This is a genomic window from uncultured Bacteroides sp., assembly GCF_947632445.1.
Taxonomy (GTDB): domain Bacteria; phylum Bacteroidota; class Bacteroidia; order Bacteroidales; family Bacteroidaceae; genus Bacteroides.
In genome coordinates, this window is record NZ_CANRPM010000019.1 from 19,609 (window position 1) to 45,067 (window position 25,459).

The following is a 25,459-nucleotide window of genomic DNA, read 5'->3' on the forward strand; positions in this document are numbered from 1 at the left end:
ATGAGCAAAGGCTGCAAATATGCGATTTTTCTGATGGGAACCATCCTCCTGCTCTTCGCCGCCAATCTGCTGATTGGGTCGGTGCACATTCCGCCTGCGGAAGTCTTTCGCATTCTGACAGGCAGCGGGAGCGACACGCCCGCGTGGATTTTCATCGTCCGCGAAGCCCGCCTGCCGCAGGCGCTGACTGCCCTGCTTTGCGGAGGCGCGTTGTCGGTCTGCGGACTGATGTTGCAGACTGCATTCAAGAACCCGCTGGCCGGCCCGTCCATTCTCGGAATCAATTCAGGTGCCAGTTTGGGCGTCGCCTTCGTTATGCTGTTTTTCGGAGGCAGCGTGACGGCCGGAACATTCAGTTTTTCTGGTTTCCTATCGGTGTTGGCGGGCGCATTCGTCGGTTCCGCACTTATCATGGGCCTCATTCTGGCCTTTTCGACCCTTATCAAAAGCAATGTAATGCTGCTGATTACGGGGATTATGATAGGCTATGTTGCCTCGTCGGCAATCGCGCTGCTCAACTTCTTCGCCACTGCCGAAGGGGTGCAATCCTACCTTGTGTGGGGATTGGGAAACTTCGGAGGCGTCTCGCTACAACAAATGCCGGCTTTTGCAACTGTCATTCTGCTTGGGCTGGCCGGAGCGATGGTTCTCATCAAACCGCTAAATGCCTTGCTACTCGGAGAGCGCTATGCCGAAAACTTGGGAGTGAACACGCGCCGTGCGCGCAACCTTCTGCTTCTTGTCACGGGCCTGCTCACCGCCGTCACCACCGCTTTTTGCGGCCCGATAGCGTTCATCGGCCTCGCCGTGCCTCACGTGGCCCGAATGTTGCTCGGCACGGCCAACCACCGCCCTCTCCTGCCCGTAACCATGCTATGCGGAGCTGCCGTCGCCCTTCTTTGCAATCTAATCTGTATTTTGCCGGGCGATGCAGGCCTTATTCCTTTGAATGCAGTCACGCCCGTTCTCGGCGCGCCGATTATCATTTACGTAATCGTCAGCCGTCGCCGCGCGAAGCCTTTCAACGAATAAAAAGGCACCGCGCACGCTGCGCGCCGCCTTTTCGGAAATGTAAAAATACCTTTCAGTCAGAAACGTCATTTATATTTTTTAAGAAAGTGGAATTTCCGTCGGAAATTCCACTTTTTCATTTCGGAAAGCCCGATTTCCGACGGAATTTTCCCTTTTCCATTTTGAAAAGTCCGATTTCCATGTGGAAATTCCCCTTTTCCACTTTGAAAAGTACGATTTCCATACGGAATTTTGCCTTTTCCATTTTGGAAAGTGCAATTTCCATGCGGAATTTCCATTTTTCCATTTCGGAAAGTCCGATTTCCGTCGGAATTTTTACTTTTCCATTTTAAAAAGACCGATTTCCATGCGGAATTTGTCCTTTTCCATTTTAAAAAGAACGATTTCCATACGGAAATTGTCCTATTCAGTTTTGAAAAAACCGATTTCCATGCGGAAACATGCCTTTCTGAAAATAAAAAATATCCTTTCCGCCGTTAAAATCCGTTTCTTCATTCGGCCTAAAACACGATTTATTAATAAAGTATAAAAATCGACTTGGAGATTTTACTTTTCCGCCCTTCGCGCATCTAAAGAAATTGAAGACGGAGGACGCGCGGAGGCCGCATGCTATATATAGGTTTGCCGAGGGCCCGCCCGCCGAGAAAACAATGATTTGTAAAACTTTTAGACAAGGAGAAACGTATGAGAACAAGATTTACATTATTTTTAATGGGCGCGCTTTGCGCCGTGAGCAGTCTTTCGGCTCAGCCAAACCAAAAACAGGGCGAAAATCGGCCTGAAAGACCTAAAATGACGCCGGAGCAGCTCGTGCAGCTGCAAGTCAATCGGAAAGCGACCGAGCTGATGCTGGACGACAAGACTTCCGCACAGTTTAAAGAAGTTTACACCCGCTACCTGAAGGAAATGGGCGAAAGTTTCATGGGAGAACGTCAGGCGCGCGCCGACAAGGCTCCGAAAGAGGGCGCGGAGGCCGCAAAGCCTGAAAGAAAAGCTCCGACAGACGCCGAGATTGCCGCGCGCATCGAAAAACGTTTCACACAGGAGCGGAAACTGCTCGATATTCGTGAAAAATATTACAACGAACTGAAGCAAATCCTGACGCCGCGCCAGTTGCAGAAGATTTTCGAGAAGCAACCGGCTGCGCCCCGCCGAAACGCTCCGAACAACTTCCGGCGCATGCCCGACGGACAGCATCCGGCTTCGTGCGCAGGTTGCCCGCAGCAAAAAAAATAGACACACGGTTGTACTTTTGCATAATTAGGTTGAAACACGGGAAAAACGGGTCGCGACAGGCCACGCTTCCCGTGTTTTTTACTTTTTTCGGACAAAAAACACGCCGCGAACCGTGCGCGGACGCAGGCCGACACCGATTTCTGCGCGTTTCGCTTGGCGCGAGGCCGATTTTTTCTTTTCTTTGCTGCGTGCATCGGGAATTTCCCCGATTTGTACGCCAAATTTACCGGCATGAAGATATTAGTGATAGAAGACGAACAGGGTTTGCGCGAAACCATCCGCGCGTCCCTTCTGAAAGAAAAATTTGTGGTCGAAACGGCCGCCGACTACCGAAGCGCGTCCGCGAAAATCAACGATTACGACTACGACTGCATTCTCCTGGACATCATGCTGCCCGGCGGGAGCGGGCTCGACCTGTTGCGCGAGCTGAAACGCCTGCGTCGCAGCGACAGCGTGCTTATCATTTCGGCGAAGGACTCCCTCGACGACAAGGTGGCCGGGCTGGATTTGGGAGCCGACGATTACCTGACGAAGCCCTTCCACCTGGCCGAACTGAACGCGCGCATCAAGTCCCTGATACGTCGCAGACAGAACAACGGCGACACCAGCGTCGCGATGGGAAATGTAATTCTTTTTCCCGACAGGCGGCAGGTGGAGGTCGAAGGCAATCCCGTCCAGCTGAACCGCAAGGAGTTCGACCTGCTTTACTATTTCGTTTCCAACCCCAACCGCCTTATCAACCGGATGAGCCTCGCGGAATCGGTGTGGGGAGACCATATCGACCAAGCCGACTCGCTGGATTTCATCTATTCGCAGGTGAAAAACCTGCGTCGGAAACTGAAACAGGCGGGCGCAAGCATTGAGGTGAAAGCCGTGTACGGATTTGGCTACAAATTGACCGAAGCATGAAGCTGCTGCATTACACTTACCGGAAATTAACCCTTTGCCTGCTGATTTTGATGTCGGTTTGGGGAGTTTTATTCTATTACACCATCCTTTACGAATTGCTCGACGAGACCGACGACACGCTTGAGAACTATGCGCAAATCATTATCAACAGCGCACTCTACGACGGGCACATTCCCGAAACGGAAAACGACCTCATGAGCTTCTACTTCTTCCATCCGCTTTCGGAAAGTGAGGGCGAAAGCCACCGCGACCAGTTTTACGATTCGCTAATCTATGTCGAAAGCGAGGACGAGCACGAGCCGGTTCGGGTTTACCGCACCGCATTCCGCATGCCCGACGGCCAGTTTTACGAACTGGAGCTGATGATGTCGACCTTTGAACGCGACGATATGGTCAACGCGATTTTCTGGTACCTGCTGGTTTTGTTTTTGCTTTTGCTGTGCACCGCCTCCGCGGGCACTCGCCTCATCCTGCAAAAGGTATTTCGGCCGATGAACCGCCTGATGGATTGGCTGCAAGGCCTGCACCCCGACGGCGAAGTCCCTCCGATAGAAAATTCGATGAACATACGCGAGTTCCGCCTGTTGGGCGAAGCGGCTTATGACATGGCAAGCCGCAGCCACCGGGCTTACGAAGAGCAAAAGCAGTTCATCGAGAACGCCTCGCACGAATTGCAAACGCCTTTGGCCATCGCACGCGGAAAACTGGAATTACTGGCCGAGAATGACAGCGCGACGGAGGAGCAGCTTAAAGAATTCGATGCAATCTACACGACACTGGGGCGCGCCGTCAAGCTGAACCGCGCTTTGCTGCTCTTGTCCCGTATCAAGAACGGTCAATACACCGAAACCGAAGATGTATCCCTCGACGAGCTGTTGGACGAAGTGCTTCCCGACCTCGCAGAAGTTTATGCGCATAGACAAATCAAGATAGAGCGCGCGCAGGAGGAATTTCCCTTTGTCATTCGCTGCAACCCCTCTCTCGCCCATATTTTGGTTACAAATTTAGTGAAAAACGCCCTGCTCCACAGTCCGCAAGGCGGTCGGCTTCTGATTATCACGACGCGCGCCTCGCTCACCCTGAAAAACAGCGGCACATCCCCGCTCGACGCCTCGAAACTGTTCAAACGATTTGCCCACAGCGCGGATCGCAAGAAGGAATCGACCGGTTTGGGACTGGCCATAAGCGACGCAATCGCCGCCGGCTGTTCCCTCCGTCTGACATACCGCTGGGAGGAAGGAATGCACGTATTTTCGTTGGTTAAATAATGCAAAACGGGAGAAACGGGCCGATTTTTCCCATTTTTTCCCAAAATGCACCGGTTACTTTGCCAAATAAAAAGCGAAAAGAGAGTATTAACCCTTCAAAAGATATATTTATGAAAAAAATTCTGACCTTTCTGCTGGTGATCATGTCTGTTCAGTTCGGCTTGGCCCGCAATGTCATCACCATGAACCCTAAAGAACTCCCGGAAGCGGCCCAGACGTTCCTGAAACAGTATTTTGAAAACCGCCAAATCTCCTACATCAAAGTAGAGAGCGAATTTCTGTCTAAAAAATACGAAGTGGTGATGACCGACCGCACAAAAATAGAATTCGACGGGAAGGGGAACTGGGAGGAAGTGGATTGCAAACGCAGCGAACTGCCGAAGACACTCGTTCCCGACTATATCCAACGCTTTGTCAGCGAGCAATATCCGGGCGTGACCTACCGCAAGATAGAACGCGACCGCGGAGAGATCGAAGTGGAGCTGAGCAACCGGCTTTCGCTGAAATTCGACAAAAAAGGCCGGCTGACAGACATCGACGACTGACGCGCCCTGCCGACGGCGGGAAACATGTACGATAAAGGCTTTGCGGCGACGCCGCAAAGCCTTTATTGCATCGCGGACATCACATCGGCTTGTAATCCTTGCTTAATCCGCCTTCGCTTGTCTCCTTGTAGAGCGAAGGCAAGTCATTTCCCGTCTGCTTCATCACCTCGACGACCTTATCGAACGACACGCGGTGCATGCCATCGGTGAACGACGAGTAGAGATTGGCATCCAATGCACGCGCGGCAGCGTAAGCATTGCGTTCGATGCAAGGTATCTGCACCAATCCGCATACGGGGTCGCACGTCATGCCTAAATGATGCTCCAGCCCCATTTCGGCCGCATATTCAATCTGTGCTGGACTTCCTCCGAACAACTGGTTCGCAGCCGCCGATGCCATAGAACAGGCAGTCCCCACTTCGGCCTGACATCCGGCTTCAGCGCCCGAAATAGACGCATTCTGTTTCACGATATTCCCGATGAGACCGGCTGTAGCCAGCGCACGCATGATACGGACGTCGGAAAACTCGTGGCTCTGCTGGAGATGGTAGAGCACGGCAGGCACCACCCCACAAGATCCGCACGTAGGCGCCGTCACGATGGTACCTCCGACGGCATTCTCCTCGCTCACGGCGAGGGCGTAGGCGAAGACCAAACCGCGACTTTGCAGTGAAGTCTTGTAGCCTCGCGCACGAATATAGTAGGTCGATGCCTTGCGGCGCAGGTTCAGCGGGCCGGGCAGTACTCCCTCATTCTCCAACCCGCGACGGACGGAGGCCTTCATCGTTTCCCACACTTCGGCCAAATAGTCCCAAATATCACTCTCCTCGCACTCTTTCACATATTCCCAGTAACTTTTGCCGGTACGTTCACACCAGTGCAGGATCTCAGTCAAATGAGTCATTTCATAAACATCGGGAGTATTGACCGAAGCCGCTCCGTCACTTTCTTCGGCCAACGTTCCTCCACCGATACTGAATACGGTCCACGAGTCGGTCTCCTTGCCTTCGGCATCCAAAGAAACAAATTTCATTCCATTGGGGTGGAACGGGAGAAAAATCTTGGGTTCCCAAATAATCTCCACCGGCGCAACAGGCTGAAGCGTGTCAGTAATAGCCACATTAGTCATGTGCCCTTTACCCGTAGCAGCCAGACTGCCGTAGAGCGTTACTTTGAATGCAGCAGCTTCAGGATGCCGTTGCAGAAAGATTTCGGCAGCCTTACGCGGTCCCATTGTGTGGCTGCTCGAAGGTCCCGTGCCGATACGGTAAAGTTCTTTAATTGATTTCATCAGAGTAAATGATTTATGGATTAATATATTATAAGTCTACCACCGTAATGCCCGCTCCACCAAACTGGACATGTTCATCCTGAAAATGGCGGACACCGGGTACCGTCTGCAAATATTGCCGGATGAGAGTGCGCAGAATGCCTGTTCCTGTGCCATGCAAGATGCGTACACGCGACACTCCCACCAAAATCGCATCGTCAATAAAATAGGTCACCGCCTGCAAAGCCTCGTCGCCACGCATACCGCGCACATCAATATCCTGTTTGAAAGCCAGTTTTTTCTCATACATGCTGTCCTGCGTCTGACTGCTGACGAAAGTTGCCTTGCCATGCCCCGATGCCGTTTGCGGACGTGCCTGCGTCACTTCCAGCCGATCCAGCCGAACAGTCGTCTTCAGGCTGCCAAAGGCCACAACGGCACTTTTTCCACCCACTTCCATTACTTCACCCACCGCAGTCTGTCCCTTGATGCGTACATGGCAACCGGGCACAATAGCCTCCAAACGTTCGGCTTCCAGACGTGCCTGCCGGGCAGCCTGCTCTTCGGGCGAAAGAGCGGGCGCTCCCACCTGCCGATTCTTCTTTTCTTTCCTGCGATTCTGCTTTTCCCTCAGTTTCTCCATCTTGCGGGCTATTTTCTCTTCCAGCTCACGGTTGGTCTGCTCCTCGATATTTGCACGGAAGTCTGTCAGTTCCTGACGTGCCAGCCGTGTCTTTTCTTTCTCGGCCTGCGACTCCTTGATAGTCCGTATGGTGTTCTCGATACGTGCATTGGCCTCCTGCATCAGGTGTTCGGCTTCTTCACGCGCCTTTTTCAATATTTCCTTCCGCTCTTTCTGCAACGTTTCCATTTCTGCCTGATAGCGGGCGATGGTTTCTTCCATCTGCTTCTCACGCTGCCGAATATTCTGACGCTTAGTCTCCCAGTAACGCTTGTCGCGCACGATGTCCTGCAGGTACTTGTCACTTTGAATGTATTCGCTGCCCACAATTTCCGACGCATCGGCAATGACATCTTCGGGCAAACCTATCTTGCGGGCTATCTCGACGGCAAACGAACTGCCCGGATTGCCTATCTGCAACTGGAAAAGCGCCTGCATCAGGTGGCGGTCGTAGAGCATGGCTCCGTTCACGACTCCTTCGTGGTTCTCGGCAAAGTGTTTCAAATTCTGATAATGAGTCGTGATAACACCGAAAGTCCGCTTCTGATTGAAACGCTTCAATACAGCCTCGGCAATGGCACCGCCAATCTGCGGCTCCGTTCCTCCACCAAATTCATCAATGAGAATGAGACTGCGACCGTCGCATTGCTTCATCATGATTTTCATGTTCGTCAGATGGGACGAATAGGTACTCAGATCGTCTTCTATCGACTGCTCGTCACCGATATCAATGAAGATACTGCCGAAAATACCTACGTGGCTACGTTCATGCATAGGCACGGGCAATCCGCATTGCAACATATACTGCAACAACCCCACCGTTTTCAAGCAGACAGACTTTCCTCCTGCATTCGGGCCTGAAATGATAAGGATGCGACGCTGACCGTCCAGTTCAATGTCCAACGGCACCACCTTCTTGCCGTGACGTGCCAGGGACAGCTGCAACAATGGATGTACGGCCTGTCTCCAGTCTATCACCTGCCTGTTTTCAATAGCCGGTTTCAAGGCCGAGATCTGTATGGCAAACAATGCCTTGGCGCGGATAAAGTCTATTTCTGCCAGAAACTCGTATGACAACAATACACCGGGAATCTGCGGCCGCATCCGATTGGAGAAATCCGTCAGAATCCGAATGATTTCCCGACGTTCGTCGCTTTCCAGTTCGCGAATACGGTTATTGGCTTCCACCACCTCGGCAGGCTCGATGAACACCGTTTTTCCGCTCGCCGATTCGTCATGGACAATTCCCCTGATCTTTCGCTTCAAGGCAGGCGCCACAGGGATGACCAGACGCCCGTCGCGCATAGTCGGTGCCACGTCTTTGTCTACCACTCCCTCGCTCTGTGCATTACGCAAGATGCTATTCAACGACCGCGAAATGCTCCCCATCGTAGAAGCCAGTTCGCGTCGAATACGGGCCAGCTCAGGCGAAGCATTGTCCTTGATTTTACCATAGGGGGAAAGAATATCATCAATACGTGCAATGATTTGCGGAAAGACCTCCATATCACCGGCCAACCTGCTCAGACAAGGATAGGGCACGTCCTCTCCTTCCGTTTCCTGCCAGCTGCCATCTCCGGCCTTCAGGAAACGTACAATATCACGTATCGTCTCCAACGACCGCTTCAAATCGAACAATTCCTGTTCGTCCAGATACATGCCTTCCACCCGTATACGGCGAAGAGCCGGACGTACATCAAAAAAATATTGAGCCGGAAAGTTATCTTCTTCCTGCAGGATACGTATCAATTCACCGGTTTGTTCCAGTCGTTCGTTCACCTCGTTATATTGGTCGGTGAAGGCCATTTCAGTGACCCGTTCTTCACCTAAGGTACTGAGGCACTTTTCCTTCAACAGCTGTCTGACCTGGTCGAAACCTATCTTCTGTTCAAAATTCTGCGGATATATCATGAGGGATAAGCCTGTCATTTCGCGTGCAAAAGTACGATTTATTCATGAAAAAACAGCCGGATTGTTTGCTGTTTTAAAAATGATTTGTACCTTTGCACCGCTTCTGAAAACAGAGGCACTCCCCGATGGAGTTTTGGAGAGGTGGCAGAGTGGTCGATTGCGGCGGTCTTGAAAACCGTTGTGCTGCGAGGCACCCGGGGTTCGAATCCCTGTCTCTCCGCTTCTAATGCTGAATAGCAGCGAATTGCAAAATAAGTACCCAATTTTACACCCAAGAATGTAAAGTTGGGTGTTTTAGTATTATTTAAGTATTGGGATGTGAAAAAATAATGCTTGCGAAAAGACTATGCTCTTTTTCGCAAGCATTTATTGTAAATTGTTTCACTATTTTATCAGCGAAGTGACGATTTCGTTTTCAAAGAACACATAAGTATATGAATCGTACATCCATTCCTCTTTGTTTCCTTGTTTCTGTACAGAAGCAGGTTTGCCGAATGCCAATAAACATTCTTGCTTACTCATGCCTTTTACGACTTCCTTATTTTTGATTTCCGCCCAATGGGTGATGACAGGTGCCGAATTAGCAGATATTGCCTCCAACATCCGCTTGACTGTTTCTTTATAAAGTGCCGCAAAATTATTCAAGTATTCCTTGTGCTTCGGCTTCTTTTCAGGTTGCAGCTTCTCAAAAGCGAGCCGTTTCACTAATTTTATAACGTTGGTTTCAGCCTCGTAGGTGATATTTGAAGCTAAAATCGTGATAATATTGTCTGCGACTTTGACTGAAAACAGACAACGGTAACGAGATGCATCTTCAGAATTAGTCTGTACAAATTCCAGTAGGTACTGTTTTTTGTCATAATCTATTTCAAAAGTGCCTTTATCTTCCTCCGTTTCCGTATTCCCTACCTCTCTATTTTCAATCATCCACAAAAGAGCATTCAAGAAAATACCCTCTGCCGAAGCCGGCTTGTCTAAGGTATGAAATTCGGAAATGACGATGTTCCCCTTTACCTCTGAGTAAGGAGAAGAAACTTGTGCCCTCACAAGCAGAGGGCACAAGAAAAATAAAACATAGATGATATTATGTCTGAAAATCATCGCTTTATTTCAATTTTAATGATACTACCTTATTTTTCTTGAGGTTATTTTTTCATAATACTCTTCAACTTCATCACCATTTTTCCAAATATCTCTTCTTTCAATTATCAGTTGATTGGAAGTTAGTTTAACAATAGTACTACTATCATCCTCATCCGCATCGCCAACACTAACAATATAAAGTTTATTTCCTTTTACTTGATATACACCTTCACCATCGTCATCTACTACCCAACTTCCTTTATAATATATATATCTCGTGCAAGTTCCATCTTCGAAAAATTCCACTCTAGCATAATCCGAACCTTCAGATTCGGCATTAATATTCTCATTCCAAGTATCCTTTTTACCATCAAAAATCTCATAACCTTCAGCATGAACTGGGTCCCATAGACCAATCAAATTAGATGCTGAACCAACACTTTCTTCATCATCATCTGAACAGGAAACAAAGCAAATAGGCAAAAGCATTAAGATGCTTACCAACCAGAAAAAACTAATTTTCTTCATCTTTTTTGTTTTTAGTGTTTGATATAAAAACCGATACCGACTCTCGTTACTTGCAAATCGGTATCGGAAATTGTTGCAAGGAATTAGAATGCGTAACCTAAACTAATCATCCAGTTTTTTTCTTTTGCTTCGTTTTGTTTTACTAAACCATTCTGATAGGTAATGTTAAAGTTCAGCTTTTGATACCAAACCCCTATGCCAAACTGAAGACCGGCACTGAAACGGTCATAATCTTCAAGATCACCTAAATTGCAGCTTTCTTCCTCCCCGTAGTATTTCTCTTTATATTTCCCAAATACGTCATAGTTGGCAAACCCACCAACGCGCGCGTCAATGGCAATGTCATCATTCACTTTATATTTGTAGCCGAATGTTATAGGTATTTCCAACTTGTTGGCATTTAGCTTCTCCTCTACATCGTCGTAGCTATATTTCCAGCCTTTGGTAGCCAACTGCAAACCGGAGTTCCAAAAAACACCGTTACTACCAATAGGACGGTCAAAGGCAATACCGACATTGTAACCGAAAACAGCATCGGGACCGTCTCCTTCGTCAACACTAAAATTCGCAATATTGGCACCTGCTTTTATGTACCATACAATACCGGATTTGGCTTTCTTGAATGAAGTACTTGTAACAACTTGTGCACTTACAGTAGCAGTCATGAATGTGATCACCACAAAAAATAAAAACTTTTTCATTGTTCTGATAATTAATTGTTTAATAATGTATTATTTGATTTTTTCAAGATATGATATATTCAAAATCAGTTTACCGCATCTGAATTTTTTGCTTTATTACCTCCTAAAGATTGCGAAGGATTTACTACATTGTATCTATATCTTGTTCCATACACTTCTTCTATCCATTTGTAATCTTCTTCTTTTTCAGCCACTTTCCAGTTTTCATATTTGGCAGGGAAGCCTATCACTGTGATCTCGATGCCTTTTTTCGCAGTCCGAATATCAAAGGTCGGGGCGACGATAACATCCGCATCCATTTTTTGTGCAGTAAGATACAGCGCATTGACTTTCAGGTTTTCCACATCTTGTACGGTCATTTTGTAAATATCCACTTCGGGAAAAGGCCAAACAGCCTTCTGCCTTTCATTGGTGGTAACATGTAAATCTACTACCAACGGACGTACAAAAACCTGCTGTTGAGGTTCAATCATGCGGCTTTGGGATTGTCTATATTCCCCCTTAGACTGTGCTGCCGCATTCTGTGACAATCCGAAAAGGACAGCCACGAAAGCTAAAAGAAAAGAAATCTTTTTCATTAGAAATAGAAATTGCCCGCAATTCCCCAGACGGATTTTAGCAAAAGAAGAGGCGTGGGAACTGTTTTAATTTCTTATCTGTTTCGAGGTATCGCCAAACACCCACCATTCAAATAATAGACAGCCCACACCTTTATGGATATACTTTCCTCTCAACGGGGCAACGTATATACAAAAGAGGTGAGCGTTTTGTTGTCTATTACTCTTGAATGGCTTTGAAAATTGGCGATTTTCGAAACAAGAATAATATTACTAAAAACGCTCTTCGATATATGTATATCTTACCTATTCTTTTGCAAAAATGGATAAGACGTTGCAAAGAAAAAGATTTTTTGAATAATCAGCAAATTTTAATGATGTTTTTTTCGTCTATCATCTTTTGGGTTTATCCTCTCCACTTTGGGGTGTAAGCCTACACTCCGTTTTTCTTTGAGTTCCTAAAACTTCTTTTTTAAACCATTCGAGTATGGGCATTCTATCAATACACAGCCGGAAATTTTTATCGAAATATTATTTAACGTGAGTCCGATGAAATCAAACAATCCTACCCTATTTATTGCTATTTCCACTCGCTATTCCCTTACTCCGCCACGCAGCACTTCCTGAAGTCCCGACGCAGTGCTGCGTGAGGGTGTCATGCAGTGCTGTATGGGGAGATGACGAAGCACTTCGTCAGCAGGTCAGCAAGCACGGCGTCAGAACGGAAAGAATTGCCCGTGAAAAAAAGAGGAAGAAAAACGGGGTTTTGGCACGAGTAAAATAGTCCTGTCGCACTAAATATCACATTCTCAGCAAGTTACTGCGACGGTGACAGGAGCTGTACAAACTTTATGAAATACAATAAAAAATAGGCTGCCTTTAAAGGCAAGGTATTTTTTATTTTTTCACGGAAATGTTTACCAAAGACCCTAAGGTGTCGCACTATTTTATTGATAATCTGATATTTAGTGTGACAGGACTATTTTGGGCCCTCCCGAATCTTCCAAAAATGATAAAAATTCAACGGGTGCACGTTATTTATAAACTACTTTTTGTTCAGAGTAATTTATGAGCCAATCTAAATCAGAATGAATCAGAGATGATAGAAGACGGGAATTTATTCCTACGTACAACAAGCCGTATTTCTTGCACTTACATTTAAACAGCATCATTCTGCACTATAAATGTAACGCTTTTATCGCCAAATGCACTATCTTTGTCGGTATGAACGAAGACGAATACAGAACCATAGCCGCTCCTGCCGAAGGTATTTATACGGAGAAGCGGAGCAAATTCATCGCCATTGCCTTGCCCGTGCACACGGTGGACGAAGTAAAGGCTTTGCTGGAGGAATATCAGAAGAAGTATTACGATGCCCGCCATGTGTGTTATGCCTACATGCTCGGCTCCCGGCGCAAGGACTTCCGGGCAAACGACAACGGCGAGCCGTCGGGCACGGCCGGAAAGCCTATCTTAGGACAGATAAATTCCAACGAACTGACGGACATTCTTATCATTGTGGTGCGCTACTTCGGAGGTATCAAGTTAGGGACGAGCGGGCTGATTGCGGCTTACAAGACTGCCGCCGCCGAAGCTATTGCCGCCGCCGAAATCGTGGAGAAGACGGTGGACGAATGCGTCTGCCTCCGGTTCGAATATCCTTTTATGAACGACGTGATGCGGGTGGTCAAGGAAGAAGGGCCCGATATTGTGGAACAGGGTTACGACACGGGTTGCCGCATGACACTCCGCATACGCAGCTCCCTGATGCCGCGCCTACGGGCACGGCTGGAGAAGGTGGAGACGCTGAGAATAGAGGAATAGGAAATTACATACGTATTACTCGTCGGTTGAATTAAATTTCTAAATATTTATAAATGAAACAGTTGTACAAATCACAGATTATTAGTAAATTAGTGGTAACCAAACTACTATATACTATCGCACTGCTTATGCGCAACTACATAACAAATTTCATAAGGATTCTCGGAATCTGCAAGGACATGGCTGTTGCCATAGATGGTTCCGAGGATGTATTCTGTATTGACTCCAAACCGGTAAAAAGCTGCCGGAACGCACGGGCGAAACGCTGCGCTATGGGTCGCGACAATATCGACGCGGCCCCTGATTGGGCAGATAAAATATTCGCTAATTTAATTCAACCAACAGGTAAGCTATGGTGTATTCTATCTATCAATCGGAAATAGAACAATTGGATGTCCAAATAGCAAGGCTTCGCAGGAAGAGCAATGTCTATTTGTTGGCGAAACTATTTTTCTTTGGTACAAGTGCATTCTTTGTCTATCTCGCTATAAAACATTTCACTTGTCTGAATCTGGCAAGTGCCGGTTCATTTTTTGCAGCTTATCTATCTGCTTGCGTATTGGACAGCCGTTGTCAGAAAATCAGCGATGGGCTGAAACGTAAAAAGTCTGTCTGTAAGAATGAACTGGCCTATCTGGAAGGCGACTTTACGCCATTTCCTTCGGGAGAGGTTTATATCAATCCCGAACATGAATACTCGTTTGATTTGGATCTATTCGGCCCGAGTTCCTTATTTAACCGGATGAACAGATGTGTCACCCGGAAAGGAAGCGACAGGTTGGCTGAGAAGCTGACAAATCTCTGTCAGGATGAGCAGGAAATTCTCCTCAATCAGGCGGCCATCGCAGAATTGGCAGATAACTTCAGTTGGCGTATCAGGTTTATGGCGAACAGGTTCATTCCAGATAATCTTCAGCTGCTTTCAGAGTTGGCTTCAGAAAATCAAAAACACAGCTTTCTCCTGCGTTCCGCCATTCCTGCTGTTTGCGTAGGACTGACAATTCTTGCTTTCCTGTCGGCTTTATTCAAGCTGGTTGGCTGGCAATATTTTATGGTATTCTTCCTCTTGAATCTTGGCTGCTCGATTTTGTTCTTTCGCAAGACATTAACGGCCAATATCAGTATAGGTAAGATTTATCAAGAGCTCGTTGCATATATAGAGGTCTTAAATGACATACAGGATGCCAGATTCAAAGCCACGGTATTGGTCAATTTACAAAAAGGTTTGTTTTCCCCTTCAGCAAACAGCTTGAAGGCCTTCGCTGAATTGTCGCGCTTGCTGAATCTGTTCGATCAGCGGGGAAATGCCATTTTCTATATTCTTTTCAATGGCTTCTTCTTGTTTGATATTTTACTGTTGAAGCGTATCATCCAGTGGGAGAAAAAACACCTGGTGCACATGGAAAAATGGATCCATTGCATATCGGAAATAGATGCTTTGGTCAGTCTGGCCAATTATTCGTTCAATCATCCTTCCAACACCGCAGCAGAAATACTTCCAGTCCAGGATGAAAGGGTGATTGAAGTCATGAATATCTATCACCCTTTTCTGGCATATAAGCAAGCCGTTCCCAATAGTTTTACACTCAGAAAGAAACATGTGGCTATCGTGACCGGAGCCAATATGGCAGGGAAAAGTACTTTCCTGCGAGCCATCGGGCTCAATTATATATTGGCTTGTAATGGGGTGCCTGTATGCGCAACCTCTTTCAGGTTCTCTATCGTTACGTTGTTCTCCAGCATGCGGACAACAGACAATCTGTCAAAGGATATCTCTTATTTCAATGCAGAACTTCTTCGTTTGAAGCAACTCATACAGCATGTAAAATCCAATTCATATACCCTTATTATTCTGGATGAGATTCTGAAAGGTACGAACTCTAAAGACAAGCTGGAAGGCTCCATCGTTTTCCTGCGCGAGATCATACGTCATAATGTAGCGGCATTGATCGCTACACATGATTTGGAGTTGGCAAAACTGGAGAACGAGAACAGAGAGGTGTTCAGCAATTATTGTTTTGAAATAGCCCTTTCCAAAGACATTGAATACACCTATCGTATAGCCAAAGGGGTAGCAAAGAATCTAAACGCTTCTTTTCTGTTGAAAAACATATTGGATGAAATCAGAAACTAAAAGAGAGAGCCTTTCGGTGTGTTGCCGTAGGGCTCTCTCTTTTTCTAAAACTTAAGACTATCAATTTCTGTTGTCATTCCCGTGCGCACGGTGAACGAAGTAAAGGCTTTGCTGGAGGAATATCAGAGTCAGAACTCGCTCGTGAAGTGGAACTTGATGTGCTTGAAATCCATCTGCGCAATCTGAAGCACGTAGCCGGAATCGGCCAAAAAGACATCGCGGCCCTCGCGGTCTTTGGCCATGTATTGGTATTTGCGCTTCTTGAAGGCCTCGAGTTCGGCAGGGTCATCGCTTTCTATCCAGCAGGCCTTGTAGAGGCTCACGGGCTCCCAGCGGCACTTGGCATTGTATTCGTTCTCCAAGCGGTACTGGATAACTTCGAACTGGAGCTGCCCCACAGTACCGATAATCTTGCGCCCGTTGAACTGGTTGATGAACAACTGAGCCACACCCTCGTCCATCAGCTGGTCGATGCCCTTGGCCAGCTGCTTCTGCTTCATAGGGTCGGCGTTCTCGATGTACTTGAACATCTCCGGCGAGAAACTGGGCAGGCCTCGGAAGTGAAGTTCTTCACCCTCGGTCAGGGTGTCGCCAATCTTAAAGGTACCGTTGTCCGGCAAGCCGATGATGTCGCCCGCCCAAGCCTCATCAACAGTGGTCTTGCGCTGAGCCATGAACTGCGTGGGGCTGGAGAAGCGCATCATCTTGGCGTGACGCACATGATAGTAGGGCGTGTTGCGCGAGAACTTGCCAGAGCACACTTTGCAGAAGGCGATGCACGAACGGTGGTTGGGGTCGATGTTGGCCGTAATCTTGAAGATGAAGCCGGTGAACTTGGGTTCATCAGGCTGCACATCGCGCTCCTCAGCCTTAACGGGACGAGGGCTTGGGGCTATTTCGACGAAGCAATTCAGAAGTTCTTCGACACCAAAGTTGTTCAGGGCCGAGCCGAAAAATACGGGAGCCACTTCGGCCTTGAGATAGTCGTCGACATTGAATTCGGGATAGACACCTTCGATGAGTTCCAACTCGCTGCGCAGGCGGTCGGCCAAATCGGTGCCGATATGCCGGTCCAGCTCCTCGGTGTGAATATCTACGGCCACTTTCTCCGTCACCACCTGCTTGGAGGGCTGGAAGAGATTAAGATTCTGCTCATAGATGTTATATACGCCCTTAAAGCGAACGCCGCTCTCGATGGGCCACGTCAGGGGACGCACATGGATGTAAAGCTCTTCTTCGAGCTCGTCCAGCAGGTCAAAGGGATCCTTGGCCTCGCGGTCCATCTTGTTGACAAAGATAATGACAGGAGTGTTGCGCATGCGGCACACTTCCATGAGTTTGCGCGTCTGTGTCTCCACACCCTTGGCGCCGTCCACCACAATGATGACGCTATCCACAGCGGTCAGTGTGCGGTAAGTGTCTTCGGCAAAGTCCTGATGGCCCGGAGTATCGAGGATGTTGACTTTGTAGTCCTTGTAGTCGAACTCCATGACGGAGGTGGTGACGGAGATACCGCGCTGTTTCTCGATGTCCATCCAGTCGGATGTGGCGGTCTTCTTGATTTTATTGCTCTTTACGGCACCGGCCACCTGTATCTGTCCGCCGAAGAGCAGGAGCTTCTCGGTGAGCGAAGTCTTACCGGCATCGGGGTGCGCGATGATTGCAAACGTTCGTCTTCTTTCGATTTCTTGATTTGTTGCCATACTTTCTTATCAGGTATAGATTACACGGATTTTCATGAAGGGAGTTTATTCTAATAAGTGTAATCCATACCAAATATTACATTTTCAATTTTCAACTTTCCATTTTATATTTCTCCAGGCATGCCGCCAACGACACCTCCCAGTGCGGGATGTCGATGCCATAGGTTTGCTTGATGCGGGTTTTGTCGAGCACGGAGTAGTGCGGACGGGGTGCCTTGGCCGGATACTCATCCGTGTGCAGGGGGCTTACGCGGCAAGTGGTGATGCCTGCCAGGCGATGGATAGCCACAGTGAAGTCGTACCACGAACACACGCCTTCGTTGCTAAAGTGGTAGATACCGGGCACGATACCTTGTTTGATAGCAGCAAAGATGGCACGGGCTAAGTCGGCCGCATAAGTGGGCGTACCTATCTGGTCGAACACAACGCCCAGCGACTCGCGCTCGCGACCTAAGCGGAGCATGGTCTTCACGAAGTTGTTGCCGAAAGTGGAGTAGAGCCAGGCAGTACGCACAATCATGGCACGGCTACACTTCTGCATCACGGCCTCTTCGCCCGCCAGTTTGGTACGTCCGTAGACGGAGTTGGGACAAGGTGCATCGTCCTCGCGATAGGGCACGTGTCCCGTTCCATCGAACACGTAGTCGGTGGACACTTGAATAAGGGCGGCACCCACAGCTTCGGCGGCTTCGGCCAAATAGCCGGGTGCCAAGTGATTCAAACGGTCGCACAAGTCGGGATTGTCCTCGGCCTTGTCTACGGCCGTGTAGGCGGCACAATTCACCACTACGTCAATCCGGTGACCAGAGACGAAAGCGTGTACAGCAGCGGCATCGCAAATGTCCAACTCCTGCACATCGGTAAAGAAATAAGTATGTTGCGGATAGGCGGCGGAGAGCACACGCATCTCATTGCCAAGTTGACCGTTGGCACCGGTTATCAGAATATTCATATCAATCGTCCAATTTAAGTTCTCCCTTTTTGTCCTTGTTATAATAGTCGGCCAGCATCGAGATAAAAGCACTCACAGCTTCCATCGCCTTAGCTGTCCCCTCGCTAATCTCCTTCTTTTGCAAGCGCAGAAGCAAGACACCGTAGAGGGCTTCGAAGCAGGTCTCCAGCTCAGGTTCGTCCTTGTGTCCGTTACGTTGGCGAAGTTCCACGATGAAGGGCAGGGCCTTGAAGTAGGCCGCGTTGTAGAAGGGATACTTCGTGGAGGCCAGCAGGGCACCGTGCAGTTCGGTGAGGTTCTGGATGACGTTGCGGTTAATCTGAAAGTGTCCTTTCTCCACCACACCCTCAGTACGCATCATATCACACAAGTTGGCATACCACTCTTCGAGTGCAGGACGCTGGCTTTCGGGATAGCGGCTGATGACCTGCGTGCGCAAGCGGTCGATGTCGCATCCGTTGGCACGTATCAGATCCTCCACCTGCCACATGTATATCAAGTAACCGGCAATGTTCTGTTCTTTTAGCTTTTTAGCGATTATCATCTCCGTTGACAACTAATACAATGATTCTCCCATTAATGTGAACACCAAGCCCAGTATCGACACGATGGCTACGATACTGCCAATTACACGGTTCAATACCCAAATGCCGCGCAAATTGAAGCGGGCACGTACTTTATTGACAAAATAAGTAATGCCAAACCACCACGAAAGAGCCCCCAAGGCAATGGCCAGATAGCCCGTGACGGCTTCGAACAGGAGTACGCCCGGACTAATGAACGCAAAGCGGGCGAAAAGTCCAACAAATAACAGAATGATAAGCGGATTGGAGAGCGTAACAAAAAACGCCGTGATGAAATTATGCAAATACGTACCTTTATTGGTAGATACGGGACGAAGCGAATGTACCGGATTGCTTCGGAAGGTATAGATACCGAAAGCCAGAAGCAGGGCGCTACCGAAGAGCTGAAGGTAAAAAATATTCTTATTGACATAGTCAAACACAAAACTCATGCCATATCCCGTCAGAAGGGCATAAAAAATATCGCTCATTGCGGCACCGATACCCGTGACGAAACCATACCAACGGCCCTTGTTCAATGTGCGTTGGATGCATAATACACCCACAGGGCCCAGCGGTGCCGAAACAATAACGCCGATAATAAAGCCCTTCCACAAGATACTGACTATGGTCTCCAACTGAATCATGGATGCAAAGATAGTGCAAACCAAGGGAAGTACAAAAGCGAAAACGGAGTTTTTGACTTTTTACATCACCGGTGCAGCCCTTCTCCATACCGCGCTTTCTTGCAAGGCAAACCGCCCACACTCCGCATACGTATAGGCTAACATTTTATTTCATTTTAAGATCTTTCATTCTTCCCATCTTCTTCCTCCATGACTTCTATCAGGAAACTAACGGGGCGGAAGCCGTCGTTACACGAAATCATGGCCGAACGCCCGTTCTTCATCCATCCGTCATACAAATCCGTTGCCCCATAGGCTAAAGCCATCACAAAAGGCGACATACTTTGCCAGGCGCTCTCACAAAGTCCTTTCGGCTTTTCCCAACCATTGGCTATGAACACCTGCCCTTCTTCTACATCGCAAGCGTGCTCCAGCGGGTTCTCATACCGATCCATCAGATCTTTGTAACAAGCTTTACGCATGACGGTGATTTTAATTTTCCTCATATTCGTATCTATCAAATCAACAATGGAAGTTGCCAACTACAGTCCTTCTAATAACTCATTTCATTGTTTATATCTATTCAAATTCTATCAATCAGTTTCCTTTTCCTTGGCATAAAGCAGGGCATTGAGTTCTTTTTGGGTAAGAGGTTCGAGCAGTTGTTGCTTTTCCAGCTCCTCCATTTCTTTCTTGAAACGGTCTCTCATTTCGGTAGTCATTTCGTAGGTGTAGTTCCCATAATCGCCATAGGAAAGTTTAAGGATTCGGAAGAAACCGAACGCCTCAAAATAGGGATAAAGATTTTTTCCAGAAAGCAAAGAGGCACCCCGTATAAAATTCAATTGAAATGGAACCACATTTTCGTGTCTGTTCAAGTTCTTCAGTTCGGGATATTCCTTTTCGGAGTTTCTCATCTTTTCATATAAATCGGGATAGAAGTCAGGATAACCGTTTTGGGTAAAGTAGCATTGTAATTTCCAGAACGGGACTAAGCGTTCGAAGACATCTGTTTCCAAATAGCTGATTGCTTTATCTGGATTATCCTTACAGGATGAAATAATGGAATCATTCATCCCCGCATTTCTTCGAGCGACACTCACTGTACCGGCTTTACCATCTTCCAAGAAAATTTCTTCCGCGTTGAAAAATGCCTTCTCCAATCTGTTTTTGTATCCAAAAGCCTGTGTACAATATCTCGTACAGATGTTGTTGCTGGTTTCACCCAGCCCACCCCATGAGAGATAGGTCTGCAACTGATGCACATGTCCAACTTCATGACTAAATCCCCAACAAGTATCTTCATCTTTTGTCCGCATGTGGACAGGATTGGCTACCCGATTCATCGTATCGAACTTGAAGGCTACACCATCACCGTCGCGGAACATGTAATATCCATAGTTGACACGGGCAAAGATTTTATTTTCCGTAATGTGATTGTATTTTTTCCAACCGATGATTTCGTGCTGCTTGGAAACCAGTTGTTCGTACACCTCGATAAGTTCCTTGCCCTGGCCGGCAGCATACGTTTTCAAATCTTCTACCGGGTAGGCAAGATGTATATTGCTCCCTGTTGCATCAAATATAGGATACACCGCATTGGCCAGCATGCTGTTCCACTCTTCATTGGTATTTACGGAAGCGTCGAAATATCCGTTGACCTCTCCCGTAACAAAATGCACTTTTACCGTATTCTCCTTTTCAGGATTGTCGAAGTAGTAATCCATGTAGGCAAGTCCTGTCCATTCAGACGTTTTTTCGATCTGGTTAATCCCGTTTTTAAGTCTGAATCTTTCAAAATGGAGGCTCCAATCTCTATTGCCCTGATTGGGGGCATAGAGTTCGGCAACTTTCACTCCAAGTTTGCTTCCTTCCTTCAAACCATCTACAATTATGATATGTTTTCCAGGTTTAAATACAATCCCAGTAACATGCTGATAGGTACTGTAACCGTTTCCGATATGCAACAATTTTCCCAATGCTTTCGGGCTGTATATAGGTTTAAAGGAATTTATACGAAACTTTGTATCATACTGTCCGCTATATAAAGCCATGGCCAAATTCCTTAATTCTTCGTTAGAACAGGATTTAATTTTTCTTTTTCCTACTCCTTTGTTCAGCGTTGTACACAAAGGATCGGCAAATAATTCCTTTGCAACTTTCTCAAGGCCCTCTTTCTCTTCACTTATGCCCCTATAGACCTGACATCTTTCAAAATTATTTACTTTTTTCTCAGACGCTTGTTCTATGGCAAAACAATTTAAAGTAATGCCAAAACACAATAAGAAACTTATTTTCTTCATAGATCAGTTAGAAATATTAACGTTAATAAATAGATACCGCTTTTTTCATGTTTCTTTACTATAAAAGATTTAGTAGCCCATTCCGTTCTTTCAGCTGCCACCGATTTTCTTTATAGTCCCATACGTTTTTCATGGATACCACAAAATTAGCAAAAGTTCTTCATCTTCTTCTGTTTTTATAAGAATTAATATTATGAAGAAAAGATACAATGCTTTCTCACAACAAAAGCAATGCTTTGCATCCAAGAAAGCATTGCTTTATTAAAGGTGAAATGAATACCTGTATATAGGCCTGCACCATCCACTACATCAGGTTGCTGGCCAGTTCGCTCAGCTCGCTGCGCTCTCCTTTCACAAGATTGACGTGGGCAAAGAGATGTTGGTTACGCATGTGGTCAATCATGTACACAAGGCCATTTGACTGACTGTCCAGATAGGGCTGGTCAATCTGCTGAATGTCACCCGTAAACACCATCTTCGTCCCCTCGCCCGAACGGGTGATAATGGTTTTGATTTCGTGGGGAGTCAGGTTCTGCGCCTCATCAATGATACAATAGGTCTCGCTCAGGCTTCGTCCACGGATAAAGGCCAAGGCTTCGATAACGAGCTGATCGCTCTTCTGCATATCTTCCAGGCGCTTTACTTCGCTGGAGCCGGCAGCAAACTGGTGCTTGATGACGTTCAGGTTGTCGAACAGAGGTTGCATGTAGGGCGCCACCTTTTCATTGGCATCGCCAGGCAAGAAGCCGATGTCCTTGTTGGACAGAGCCACAATGGGACGTGCCAGCAAAATTTGCTTATACTCGTTCATCTGACGCAGGGCGGCAGCCAAAGCCAACAAAGTCTTTCCTGTACCTGCCTTACCTGTCAGCGCTACAAGCTTGATGTTCGGATCGTTCAGCACTTCGAAAGCGAAACTCTGTTCGGCGTTGCGTGGCTCAATGCCGTAATTCTTCGACTTGTTGACGCGACACACAGTATGGCTGAAGGGGTTATAGCGGGCCAGAACACTGTTCCGGTCGCTCTTCAGCACGAAGCACTCATTGGGATGAATGATGTCTTTAAAAGGAAACTCGCTGATGTCTATACCTTCTTTCGAGGAATAGATGTTATCTATCAGCGCAGGGTCTGTACCTTCGAACACTTCGTTGGACTTTTCAAAGATATCCACATTAAGTACTTTGTCAGTAATGTAGTCTTCACATAGAATACCGACAGAGCGAGCCTTCATCCGCAGGTTGACATCCTTGGTGACAAGGATGGACTTCATCTTGGGATACTTCGTCATCAGCCAGTCGGTCACGGCCAAAATCTGATGATCAGGCTTGTGTTCAGGAAAGGAATCATACACACGTCTGGACTCTACATTGCCGGTCACTACAAACAATTTCCCCAATCCTTCCCCCAAAGAAGCACCGTTCGTGAACAGATTATCATCCGTAATTTCATCTAATTCGCGAACAAACTCACGGGCATTGTAATTGATCTGCTCATTGCCTTTCTTGAATTTATCCAGTTCTTCCAAAACGACAATGGGAAGATAAATGTCATTCTCCTGAAAATTCTTCAGGCACTTGTAATCGTGCAGAATCACATTCGTGTCGATTACGAAATTTTTCTTTGCTCCCATATTCATTAGATTTAAATAGTACGTATCTTTGTTGCCCTTAAAGATAGCAAATTAGTAAATAGAAAGGATTTGTTGCCCGTTAAATATTTCAAATGATGGACTATCAGAGCACATTATCTTACTTATACAACAGTGCACCCCTGTTCCAGCAGGTAGGAAGCACTGCCTACAAAGAGGGATTGGAAAACACCCTCGCCCTGGACGAACACTTCGGACACCCGCACCGCCACTTCCGCACCATTCACGTGGCAGGCACTAACGGCAAGGGGTCTTGCTCGCACACCCTGGCTGCCATCCTTCAGGAGAGCGGCTATCGCGTGGGCCTCTATACGTCGCCCCATCTGGTGGATTTCCGCGAACGCATCCGCGTGAACGGGCAACTCATAGCAAAGAAATATGTCGTGGACTTCGTAGAAAAGGAACGGACTTTCTTCGAACCACTCCACCCGTCGTTCTTCGAGCTGACCACCGCCATGGCCTTCCGCTACTTTGCCGATGAGCAAGTGGACGTGGCTGTCATCGAGGTGGGCTTAGGAGGGAGACTGGATTGTACCAACATCATCCGCCCCGACCTATGTATCATCACCAACATCAGCTTCGACCACATGCAGTTCTTGGGTCATACATTGGCACAGATAGCGGGTGAAAAGGCTGGTATCATCAAGGAGGGAACGCCTGTAGTCATCGGCGAAACCACTCCCGAAACAAGACCTGTCTTCCTAACCAAAGCGGCCGAGATGCACGCACCTATCTATTTTGCCGAAAACTATGACCGTGAAGACTATCCGGGCATCGAATTCGAACTGAAAGGACTGTACCAGAAGAAAAACAAACAGACGATACTCACCGCTCTACCCCTGCTGAAGGAAGCCGGTTACCGCATCGACGATACCAGTGTGCGGAATGGTTTTGCCCACATCACCCGCCTGACGGGGCTCATGGGACGCTGGCAGAAGCTTCAAGACACCCCCACCCTGATTTGCGATACAGGGCATAACGTAGGCGGCATCCGCTACATCGTAGAACAGCTCGGACAACAAACCTACCACCGTCTGCACATCGTCATAGGCATGATGAACGACAAGGACATCCGCGGTGTGCTATCCATACTGCCGCACGATGCCGTTTACTACTTCACCCAAGCCAGCGTGAAGCGTGCCTTACCCGCTAAGGAAATGAAAAAACAAGCTGAAAAAGCCGGATTACAGGGAGAGTATTACCCCGATGTGCCTACTGCCGTCAAGGCCGCACAAGAAAAAAGCCTCCCCGAAGACTTCATCTTCGTAGGAGGCAGCAGTTTCATTGTAGCCGACCTATTAGCGCACCGCGATGCACTCAATCTCCACTAAGGCATCCTTGGGCAACGCCTTTACGGCTACAGCCGAACGGGCTGGAAAGTCGCCCTCGAAGTAAGCGGCATACACCGAGTTCATATCAGCAAAGAGAGACATATCGGCCAGGAAAACAGTAGTCTTCACAATATTGGCCATACCCAAGCCTGCCTCTTCGAGAATGTACTTCACATTCTCCAACGACTGGCGGGTCTGTGCAGAAGCTCCTTCGGGCATTACGCCGGTAGCTGCATTGATGGGCAGCTGACCTGATACAAACACCATACCATTGGCTTCGATAGCCTGACTGTAAGGTCCGATGGCACTCGGTGCTTTCGGACTACAAATTACTTTCTTCATGTTCTTTCAATTTTTAGTTCTTATCTTAATCTTTCTTTAGTTAGAAAATTTTTCTCTAACTATGCAGTATTTCTTCCCTAACTGCATTTATAATAATGAATGCATGATGCAATATTCACTCATAACCTTTTTTTCATTACCTAAACTTAACTAAGAAGGGGAGAAAGTCCCGAAAGAGGATGCGTAATAAGCGCATCCTCTTTTTTTCCCGGCCAATCCTGCCTATTTACAGTTTTTGTCTAGTCCTGAAATAGCGTTACAACAAAAAGTAACATTATGGAAAAGACAGAAACAAAGTACGTTAAGCGCAC

22 protein-coding genes and 1 tRNA gene are annotated in these 25,459 nt (G+C 47.4%); 9 read left to right on the forward strand and 14 right to left on the reverse strand.

All coding sequences use genetic code 11. The features are described 5' to 3' along the window. The 5 genes from Q0Z70_RS05750 to Q0Z70_RS05770 all read left to right on the forward strand — a co-directional run bounded on the left by Q0Z70_RS05750 (window position 1) and on the right by Q0Z70_RS05770 (window position 4,990). A complete protein-coding gene (locus tag Q0Z70_RS05750; protein WP_298073160.1) occupies window positions 1-1,032 on the forward strand; it encodes an iron ABC transporter permease in 1,032 nt (343 codons plus the stop codon). A 684-nt stretch (window positions 1,033-1,716) separates the two neighbouring features. Next, window positions 1,717-2,268, forward strand: coding sequence for a hypothetical protein (locus tag Q0Z70_RS05755; RefSeq protein WP_298073161.1), 552 nt, complete (start codon window positions 1,717-1,719; stop codon window positions 2,266-2,268). A gap of 231 nt (window positions 2,269-2,499) precedes the next feature. Continuing rightward, complete coding sequence (locus Q0Z70_RS05760) at window positions 2,500-3,177, forward strand: response regulator transcription factor (RefSeq protein WP_298073162.1); 678 nt, start codon at window positions 2,500-2,502, stop codon at window positions 3,175-3,177. Beyond that, entirely contained in the window at window positions 3,174-4,445 is a 1,272-nt protein-coding gene (locus tag Q0Z70_RS05765) for a HAMP domain-containing sensor histidine kinase (protein WP_298073163.1), read from the forward strand. Before Q0Z70_RS05760 ends, Q0Z70_RS05765 begins: the two co-directional genes overlap by 4 nt. 110 nt (window positions 4,446-4,555) lie before the next feature. Then, entirely contained in the window at window positions 4,556-4,990 is a 435-nt protein-coding gene (locus Q0Z70_RS05770; RefSeq protein ID WP_298073164.1) for a PepSY-like domain-containing protein, read from the forward strand. 79 nt (window positions 4,991-5,069) lie between these two features. Here Q0Z70_RS05770 and Q0Z70_RS05775 read toward each other — a convergent pair whose 3' ends face one another. After that, window positions 5,070-6,281, reverse strand: a complete 1,212-nt coding sequence (locus Q0Z70_RS05775) for an L-serine ammonia-lyase (protein WP_298073165.1) — start codon at window positions 6,279-6,281, stop codon at window positions 5,070-5,072. A gap of 28 nt (window positions 6,282-6,309) precedes the next feature. Then, complete coding sequence (locus Q0Z70_RS05780; protein WP_298073166.1) at window positions 6,310-8,853, reverse strand: Smr/MutS family protein; 2,544 nt, start codon at window positions 8,851-8,853, stop codon at window positions 6,310-6,312. 135 nt (window positions 8,854-8,988) lie between these two features. Between Q0Z70_RS05780 and Q0Z70_RS05785 the strand changes: the two genes are divergently transcribed. After that, window positions 8,989-9,073 (forward strand) — tRNA-Ser (locus tag Q0Z70_RS05785). Window positions 9,074-9,237: 164 nt separating this feature from the next. On the opposite strand, the gene Q0Z70_RS05790 is transcribed toward Q0Z70_RS05785, so the two are convergent. From Q0Z70_RS05790 to Q0Z70_RS05805, 4 genes are all read right to left on the reverse strand, one after another. Beyond that, the gene (locus tag Q0Z70_RS05790) at window positions 9,238-9,786 is read right to left on the reverse strand and encodes a hypothetical protein (protein WP_298073167.1); all 549 of its coding nucleotides are present in this window, start codon (window positions 9,784-9,786) and stop codon (window positions 9,238-9,240) included. A 192-nt stretch (window positions 9,787-9,978) separates the two neighbouring features. After that, entirely contained in the window at window positions 9,979-10,464 is a 486-nt protein-coding gene (locus Q0Z70_RS05795; RefSeq protein WP_298073168.1) for a lipocalin family protein, read from the reverse strand. Window positions 10,465-10,547: 83 nt separating this feature from the next. Next, the gene (locus Q0Z70_RS05800; protein WP_298073169.1) at window positions 10,548-11,165 is read right to left on the reverse strand and encodes a porin family protein; all 618 of its coding nucleotides are present in this window, start codon (window positions 11,163-11,165) and stop codon (window positions 10,548-10,550) included. A 65-nt stretch (window positions 11,166-11,230) separates the two neighbouring features. Continuing rightward, entirely contained in the window at window positions 11,231-11,743 is a 513-nt protein-coding gene (locus Q0Z70_RS05805; protein ID WP_298073170.1) for a hypothetical protein, read from the reverse strand. Between the two features lie 1,203 nt (window positions 11,744-12,946). Here Q0Z70_RS05805 and Q0Z70_RS05810 point away from each other — a divergent pair. Together Q0Z70_RS05810 and Q0Z70_RS05815 are read left to right on the forward strand one after the other, a co-directional pair. Next, window positions 12,947-13,546: a YigZ family protein gene (locus Q0Z70_RS05810; RefSeq protein ID WP_298073171.1), complete on the forward strand. Its 600-nt coding sequence runs from the start codon at window positions 12,947-12,949 to the stop codon at window positions 13,544-13,546. 352 nt (window positions 13,547-13,898) lie between these two features. Further along, on the forward strand, window positions 13,899-15,680 hold the full coding sequence (locus tag Q0Z70_RS05815; protein WP_298073172.1) for a DNA mismatch repair protein MutS: 1,782 nt from the start codon (window positions 13,899-13,901) through the stop codon (window positions 15,678-15,680). Window positions 15,681-15,808: 128 nt separating this feature from the next. On the opposite strand, the gene Q0Z70_RS05820 is transcribed toward Q0Z70_RS05815, so the two are convergent. From Q0Z70_RS05820 to Q0Z70_RS05850, 7 genes are all read right to left on the reverse strand, one after another. Continuing rightward, window positions 15,809-17,383: a peptide chain release factor 3 gene (locus Q0Z70_RS05820; protein ID WP_298073173.1), complete on the reverse strand. Its 1,575-nt coding sequence runs from the start codon at window positions 17,381-17,383 to the stop codon at window positions 15,809-15,811. Between the two features lie 91 nt (window positions 17,384-17,474). Beyond that, window positions 17,475-18,335, reverse strand: a complete 861-nt coding sequence (rfbD, locus tag Q0Z70_RS05825) for a dTDP-4-dehydrorhamnose reductase (protein WP_298073174.1) — start codon at window positions 18,333-18,335, stop codon at window positions 17,475-17,477. Between the two features lies 1 nt (window position 18,336). Beyond that, window positions 18,337-18,879, reverse strand: a complete 543-nt coding sequence (locus Q0Z70_RS05830) for a DUF4924 family protein (RefSeq protein ID WP_298073175.1) — start codon at window positions 18,877-18,879, stop codon at window positions 18,337-18,339. 12 nt (window positions 18,880-18,891) lie between these two features. Further along, a complete protein-coding gene (locus Q0Z70_RS05835; RefSeq protein WP_298073176.1) occupies window positions 18,892-19,545 on the reverse strand; it encodes a LysE family transporter in 654 nt (217 codons plus the stop codon). A gap of 155 nt (window positions 19,546-19,700) precedes the next feature. Then, on the reverse strand, window positions 19,701-20,030 hold the full coding sequence (locus tag Q0Z70_RS05840; RefSeq protein WP_298073177.1) for a TIGR04076 family protein: 330 nt from the start codon (window positions 20,028-20,030) through the stop codon (window positions 19,701-19,703). A gap of 87 nt (window positions 20,031-20,117) precedes the next feature. Then, a complete protein-coding gene (locus Q0Z70_RS05845) occupies window positions 20,118-21,503 on the reverse strand; it encodes a M60 family metallopeptidase (RefSeq protein WP_298073178.1) in 1,386 nt (461 codons plus the stop codon). Window positions 21,504-22,131: 628 nt separating this feature from the next. Next, window positions 22,132-23,457, reverse strand: a complete 1,326-nt coding sequence (locus tag Q0Z70_RS05850; RefSeq protein WP_298073179.1) for a PhoH family protein — start codon at window positions 23,455-23,457, stop codon at window positions 22,132-22,134. Window positions 23,458-23,552: 95 nt separating this feature from the next. Between Q0Z70_RS05850 and Q0Z70_RS05855 the strand changes: the two genes are divergently transcribed. Next, complete coding sequence (locus Q0Z70_RS05855) at window positions 23,553-24,806, forward strand: folylpolyglutamate synthase/dihydrofolate synthase family protein (RefSeq protein ID WP_298073181.1); 1,254 nt, start codon at window positions 23,553-23,555, stop codon at window positions 24,804-24,806. Here Q0Z70_RS05855 and Q0Z70_RS05860 read toward each other — a convergent pair. Then, window positions 24,774-25,148: a RidA family protein gene (locus Q0Z70_RS05860; protein WP_298073180.1), complete on the reverse strand. Its 375-nt coding sequence runs from the start codon at window positions 25,146-25,148 to the stop codon at window positions 24,774-24,776. The genes Q0Z70_RS05855 and Q0Z70_RS05860 overlap by 33 nt on opposite strands. Window positions 25,149-25,459 lie beyond the last annotated feature (311 nt).

What these genes read in the sequence shown, in the direction of transcription:
- Q0Z70_RS05750 (WP_298073160.1), top strand. Translation starts at nt 1, where the DNA reads ATGAGCAAAGGCTGCAAATATGCGATTTTTCTGATGGGAACCATCCTC.
- Q0Z70_RS05755 (WP_298073161.1), top strand. Translation starts at nt 1,717, where the DNA reads ATGAGAACAAGATTTACATTATTTTTAATGGGCGCGCTTTGCGCCGTG.
- Q0Z70_RS05760 (WP_298073162.1), top strand. Translation starts at nt 2,500, where the DNA reads ATGAAGATATTAGTGATAGAAGACGAACAGGGTTTGCGCGAAACCATC.
- Q0Z70_RS05765 (WP_298073163.1), top strand. Translation starts at nt 3,174, where the DNA reads ATGAAGCTGCTGCATTACACTTACCGGAAATTAACCCTTTGCCTGCTG.
- Q0Z70_RS05770 (WP_298073164.1), top strand. Translation starts at nt 4,556, where the DNA reads ATGAAAAAAATTCTGACCTTTCTGCTGGTGATCATGTCTGTTCAGTTC.
- Q0Z70_RS05775 (WP_298073165.1), bottom strand. Translation starts at nt 6,281, where the DNA reads ATGAAATCAATTAAAGAACTTTACCGTATCGGCACGGGACCTTCGAGC.
- Q0Z70_RS05780 (WP_298073166.1), bottom strand. Translation starts at nt 8,853, where the DNA reads ATGATATATCCGCAGAATTTTGAACAGAAGATAGGTTTCGACCAGGTC.
- Q0Z70_RS05795 (WP_298073168.1), bottom strand. Translation starts at nt 10,464, where the DNA reads ATGAAGAAAATTAGTTTTTTCTGGTTGGTAAGCATCTTAATGCTTTTG.
- Q0Z70_RS05800 (WP_298073169.1), bottom strand. Translation starts at nt 11,165, where the DNA reads ATGAAAAAGTTTTTATTTTTTGTGGTGATCACATTCATGACTGCTACT.
- Q0Z70_RS05805 (WP_298073170.1), bottom strand. Translation starts at nt 11,743, where the DNA reads ATGAAAAAGATTTCTTTTCTTTTAGCTTTCGTGGCTGTCCTTTTCGGA.
- Q0Z70_RS05810 (WP_298073171.1), top strand. Translation starts at nt 12,947, where the DNA reads ATGAACGAAGACGAATACAGAACCATAGCCGCTCCTGCCGAAGGTATT.
- Q0Z70_RS05815 (WP_298073172.1), top strand. Translation starts at nt 13,899, where the DNA reads ATGGTGTATTCTATCTATCAATCGGAAATAGAACAATTGGATGTCCAA.
- Q0Z70_RS05820 (WP_298073173.1), bottom strand. Translation starts at nt 17,383, where the DNA reads ATGGCAACAAATCAAGAAATCGAAAGAAGACGAACGTTTGCAATCATC.
- rfbD (WP_298073174.1), bottom strand. Translation starts at nt 18,335, where the DNA reads ATGAATATTCTGATAACCGGTGCCAACGGTCAACTTGGCAATGAGATG.
- Q0Z70_RS05830 (WP_298073175.1), bottom strand. Translation starts at nt 18,879, where the DNA reads ATGATAATCGCTAAAAAGCTAAAAGAACAGAACATTGCCGGTTACTTG.
- Q0Z70_RS05835 (WP_298073176.1), bottom strand. Translation starts at nt 19,545, where the DNA reads ATGATTCAGTTGGAGACCATAGTCAGTATCTTGTGGAAGGGCTTTATT.
- Q0Z70_RS05840 (WP_298073177.1), bottom strand. Translation starts at nt 20,030, where the DNA reads ATGAGGAAAATTAAAATCACCGTCATGCGTAAAGCTTGTTACAAAGAT.
- Q0Z70_RS05850 (WP_298073179.1), bottom strand. Translation starts at nt 23,457, where the DNA reads ATGGGAGCAAAGAAAAATTTCGTAATCGACACGAATGTGATTCTGCAC.
- Q0Z70_RS05855 (WP_298073181.1), top strand. Translation starts at nt 23,553, where the DNA reads ATGGACTATCAGAGCACATTATCTTACTTATACAACAGTGCACCCCTG.
- Q0Z70_RS05860 (WP_298073180.1), bottom strand. Translation starts at nt 25,148, where the DNA reads ATGAAGAAAGTAATTTGTAGTCCGAAAGCACCGAGTGCCATCGGACCT.